Source organism: uncultured Thiocystis sp. (genome assembly GCF_903866365.1).
GTDB lineage: Bacteria > Pseudomonadota > Gammaproteobacteria > Chromatiales > Chromatiaceae > Chromatium.
Genome location: NZ_CAIPNF010000321.1, coordinates 1 through 4,276, shown reverse-complemented (window position 1 = coordinate 4,276; position 4,276 = coordinate 1). Strand labels below are relative to the sequence as shown.

The 4,276-nt window shown below is 62.5% G+C and carries 4 protein-coding genes and 1 pseudogene; all 5 read right to left on the bottom strand.

Annotated features, from left to right (window positions below; all coding sequences use genetic code 11):
* Positions 1-199: 199 nt before the first annotated feature.
* Positions 200-412, bottom strand: a pseudogene (locus QZY07_RS18305) (DUF3150 domain-containing protein); the annotation flags it as partial.
* Positions 413-964: 552 nt separating this feature from the next.
* On the bottom strand, positions 965-1,924 hold the full coding sequence (locus QZY07_RS18300) for a CbbQ/NirQ/NorQ/GpvN family protein (protein WP_295405808.1): 960 nt from the start codon (positions 1,922-1,924) through the stop codon (positions 965-967).
* Between the two features lie 282 nt (positions 1,925-2,206).
* A complete protein-coding gene (locus QZY07_RS18295) occupies positions 2,207-3,301 on the bottom strand; it encodes a lambda-exonuclease family protein (protein WP_295405806.1) in 1,095 nt (364 codons plus the stop codon).
* Between the two features lie 93 nt (positions 3,302-3,394).
* Positions 3,395-3,676: a hypothetical protein gene (locus QZY07_RS18290; RefSeq protein ID WP_295405804.1), complete on the bottom strand. Its 282-nt coding sequence runs from the start codon at positions 3,674-3,676 to the stop codon at positions 3,395-3,397.
* Positions 3,621-4,043, bottom strand: a complete 423-nt coding sequence (locus tag QZY07_RS18285; RefSeq protein WP_295405801.1) for a recombinase RecT — start codon at positions 4,041-4,043, stop codon at positions 3,621-3,623. The genes QZY07_RS18290 and QZY07_RS18285 overlap by 56 nt, the downstream gene beginning before the upstream one ends.
* Positions 4,044-4,276 lie beyond the last annotated feature (233 nt).

The following is a 4,276-nucleotide window of genomic DNA, read 5'->3' as shown; positions in this document are numbered from 1 at the left end:
GCAGAGCCGTGGACTCGTCTTCCGCCGACTCATGGAGCAGGCGGTCGTTACCGAGCCCGTCACTGAAGCCGCAGTGACGCATGGCTATAAGTGGTGACCACAACATATAGGGCGTGGAGGCACTAACCGACCACCCCCCTTTCAGTAAATCCAGTTCGCCACTGAGCGCGCCGATCTGGTCATTCGGGATCAAGTAGCCCCCGAGAAACCGTGTACCGACCTTCAGGCAGGCCCGGTCGGCCTGACCCTTCAGAGTGCCGAAGACCCGGAGCGCATCCGGGTTGCAGATCCGTTTACTGCCGAGCGAAACGAGTTCCTCGGAAGGAATTTCGCCCTCCGTCAGTTCCAAATCGTCGGCCCGGAGCTTCTTGCGTCCGGACCACTGACTGACGGTCAACACGATCAGGGCCATTTTCTCGGTGATCGTGATCAGCGTGTCGTTCAGACTGTTGACGTTGTTCATGCGGTCTCTCCAGAAATCGGGGAGACGCACGCCCCCCAAGGGGAGGCGTGGACTCCCCAGGGGGGTGAAGGCCAGCGGATGCTGGCGGTTGAATGACGCCCGGAGGGGCGACGCTGGTTAGAAAAAACCGAAATCCGGCACCTCGGTGTCGATCTGTGAGAGATCGAAGGCCGGGACGCGAGGATGCGGCGGAGGCGTCACGTCTGGCACCCGTCTGGTTGACGACCGCGGCGCGGCCAACCGGCGAGACCGGCTTGGGCACGAGAGAACCAGACCGGTCAAGTTCCTGCTGGCCGACGTGGCGGTATCCCTTGCGAACCTTCGCGCTCGCCGTCTCCTGCACCTTGCGGTACGCGGAGGTGGGGTAGCGATTGTGTTGCGAGAGCCGATTTCCCGGCCCCCAACGCACGTCGATCTCACCCGTGTGCGTGACGCGGTAGGCCCAGTGCTTGACGCGGCCGTCAGGATGGATGAATGCGTACATCTCGTACTGATCCATGGTCAGGCTCCTGACCATAGATTCCCCATCACGTCTTCGGCAATCCGGTGAATCGCCTCGCGCTGCTCGGAATCGGTCCGGTTCGTCAAAGCTTGTTCCAAGGCATGCGCGATCGGCTGGGGCGCACCCCGAAAGGTGAGCGACAAGCGTGCCCAACGAATCAAGGTCCGGGTGGACATCGTGACCGTGAGTTCGGCCCCCGTCTCTCCTTCACCCAAAAACAGGCGACGAATCTCGTTCGCGACGGCGATCATCTTTCTGCCGATCTCCTCGGGTAACGATGGAATCGCCTTCTGCAACACGCCGATCTCAACGCGGGCATCCAAATACCCCACCTGGATGACCTGGAAACGGTCCAGAAACGCCAGGTTTTGACGCAAGATGCCTTGGTATAGCCCGGTGGCATCCCCGGCGCCGGCGGAATTGCCCGTCGCAAACACGCGAAACTTCGGATGCGGACGGACGACATCGCCGCCGTTTTGAGCAATCACCAAGGGCTGGCCTTCGATCACATCGTTGAGCCCGGCCAGTTCGGACGGGTCCATCAGATCGATCTCGTTGAGGATCAATATCTGACCCTCCTTCATCGCCACGGCCAGGGGGCCATCGACCCACGCGGTGTTTCCGTCCCGCAGAATGAACTGCCCGATCAAATCGGACAGTTCCATGCGCCCATGGCAAGTGACCGACTGGACCGGCCAGTTGAGCCGGGCCGCGATCTGGCACACCAAGGAGGTCTTGCCGCTGCCGGTCGGACCGGTCAGCAGGAAAGCATCTCCAGCGGCATCCCCGAGAAACGCGATCAACCCCGACATGCCCGGACGAAAGAGATATTCGATCTGTCGGGGAATCATCGGATGGGTGTCGTCGGCGAATCCCTCGATCGTGAGTTCCGGGCGCGCGGGAAGCCCGAAGGTTTCAGCGATGCCGAAGAGCTTGGTGGTGTTGGTGATGGTGATCATGCGTCGTCTCTCAAAAGCGAGGAGACGCACGTCCCTTGAGGGGAGTGGACTCCCCAATGGGTGAACCAGCGCGAGGCTGGCGGGTTGAGTGCAAGCGCGAGGCTTGCCGATGGTGCGCACGGTCTTGATGAATCGCCCGCGCAGGCGATGAACGATCTCAACTAGGTGAGATCGCGGGAAATCTGACGACTGGACGCGGCGCGGCAATGCGGCCACGCGCAGACGACAGATCCTTGGCGCGGGAGTGGTTCGGTTGACCGCCCCCCAACGGTGGGCGCACGGTTAAAAATACCCAAACTCGACAGGCGTTTGTGCGGCCTCGGTTGGTGCAACCTCTTCGACTTTGACCGGCTTGGCTTTCGGCTGACGCCGCGCCCGTGTGGGCTTGGCGGTGTCCGTGTTCTCGGTGTTCTCCATCTTGGCCGCCTTGGCCGTTGGTTCGTCCTTGACGGTCACTTTGACCCGCTCGGAGGCACCGCGACGGTGCGCGTTCAGAATCGCTGGATCGAGATCCGGTGCGACCTCGGCGAGCACCGAAAGGTAATCGACGGACCCCTGCTGGCGATAGCGGGTGATCCGCACACCGTCCTGTTCGGCGAGCAAGAACTCGCCCATCAGGCCGACCAGGCCCGTTTGGGCGTTGGCCATGAGGGCTTTCATCGCCTTCTGCTCGTCTTCAAGCGTTTTGGCGAGGGCGGCGGCTTCGCGGTACTGCCGCGCGAACGCGGTCCATTGCGACCGTTCGTCGTCGACGGGCACGAACAAGTCGCGGGTAGGATCGGGTGTTGGCTCCTTTTTCTTCTGGACAGCCTCGTGAAAGGCGAGGCATTCCGGGATCAAAGTGTCTTCGATGAAGGCATCGTCCCGTGCGATTTCAAATTCCATTGCCGACACGCCAGCGCGTTGCGGATCGAAGACCAGCCAGCCCCGGATGGCGTTCGCCACCAGGATCTGGAATTGCACTTGAACCCAGTAAATCTGGTACGCCTTGGCCTCCGTGCCCTGGGTCGCGATGTCGTCCCAGGTACCTTGGGCGGGCACCTTCAGTTCGACGGGTTCACCATCGTCGCCGATGCCATCGAACGAGCACCGCAAGGCGGGATGGAGGTCCGATTCCGCGCAGATCGGCAAGAGCATCGTGCTGTGCCGTTCTTCAAACCCTTGGCGGGCGTCGTCTTCCAGCGCCATGCCGCGCTGGACAAAGGGATTGGCCGACAGATCGTCCGGCTCGCACAGGCCGGTCTTTTCGGCCCACAAGCGCCAGAGGGTCTTGTAAGGCGAGCGCCCGACAATGACCGCCGCCTCGGAGGCCGTGACGCCTTGCGAGCGCCAAGCCAGCCATTCCGAGGATCGCTGGGACAGATTGACAACTTTCATGGGGTGTTCTCCGAATCAAAGAGACACCGCCCCCGCACGGGAGCGGGTGTCCCGTGGGGGGAATCGACCGTCGAAACGGTCGGGGTGGTACCGCTAGGCGGCGGCTGGCTGCTCCGCCTCGCGTTCGGCTTGCACCAGACACTCCAGGGCATACTGAAGCACGCCGCCCTCGAAGCGGGTGATGAAGTAGTCGTGCGCCGACGCCCAGGCGTGGCTTTTCGTGGCACGCGCGACCAGACTCTCGATTTGGGTCAGCGTGGCGGTGTCGATGTCAGCGGCGTTGGCCGCGATTGGCGCTGGTTCCGGCTCAGGTGTCGACTCAGGGGCGCTCGCGCTGGTGGGCGCGATGAGCGTTCCGGCGATGGGCGTTGCCACGGCCGTGACCGTGGCGACCAGGCTCGCCGTCAATCGGCTTGCCGGCCATTTCCTCGGCGGTATAACTGGCCTCTTCGGGGAAGGCCGCGCGCAGACTGGCGGCCTTGGCGCATTTGAGCAGTTGACCGCGCGGGCGTTTGACCCACATGGCCGTGGGGACTTCACTTTTACCGATCCGGGAGTACGACTCCTCCCAAAATGTCGTTTCCGTAAATGGGCAGCGGATACCCCCGACGATCCGGTAGACCGTGACCTCGCACCATTCTGGAAAGGAGAGATCGACTTCGATCTCTTTCCAGTGGTCGTTGACCTTCGTATTGCCCTTGAAGGTCCGTGGGATCTCCGGGCCAAACCGCGCCGGGTCCATGCCCGCCCATTGTCCGGTGCGCGCCGCCGTGGTCTGGACTTCGGCGATGCCGGGCCAGACGGTTTCGACCTCGCGCCCGAGCGCCGATGACCAGTCGGGTAGGGACCGTGCATTGCTGCACCATCCCCCCCTAAGAACCGTGCTTGCGACTTTCGCCGCACACGGCTCAAGCCTTGTGTAAGCTCCTTTTAGAGAGCCGGTAGTTCACCGCTTTTATACAGAGCGTGGAGTTG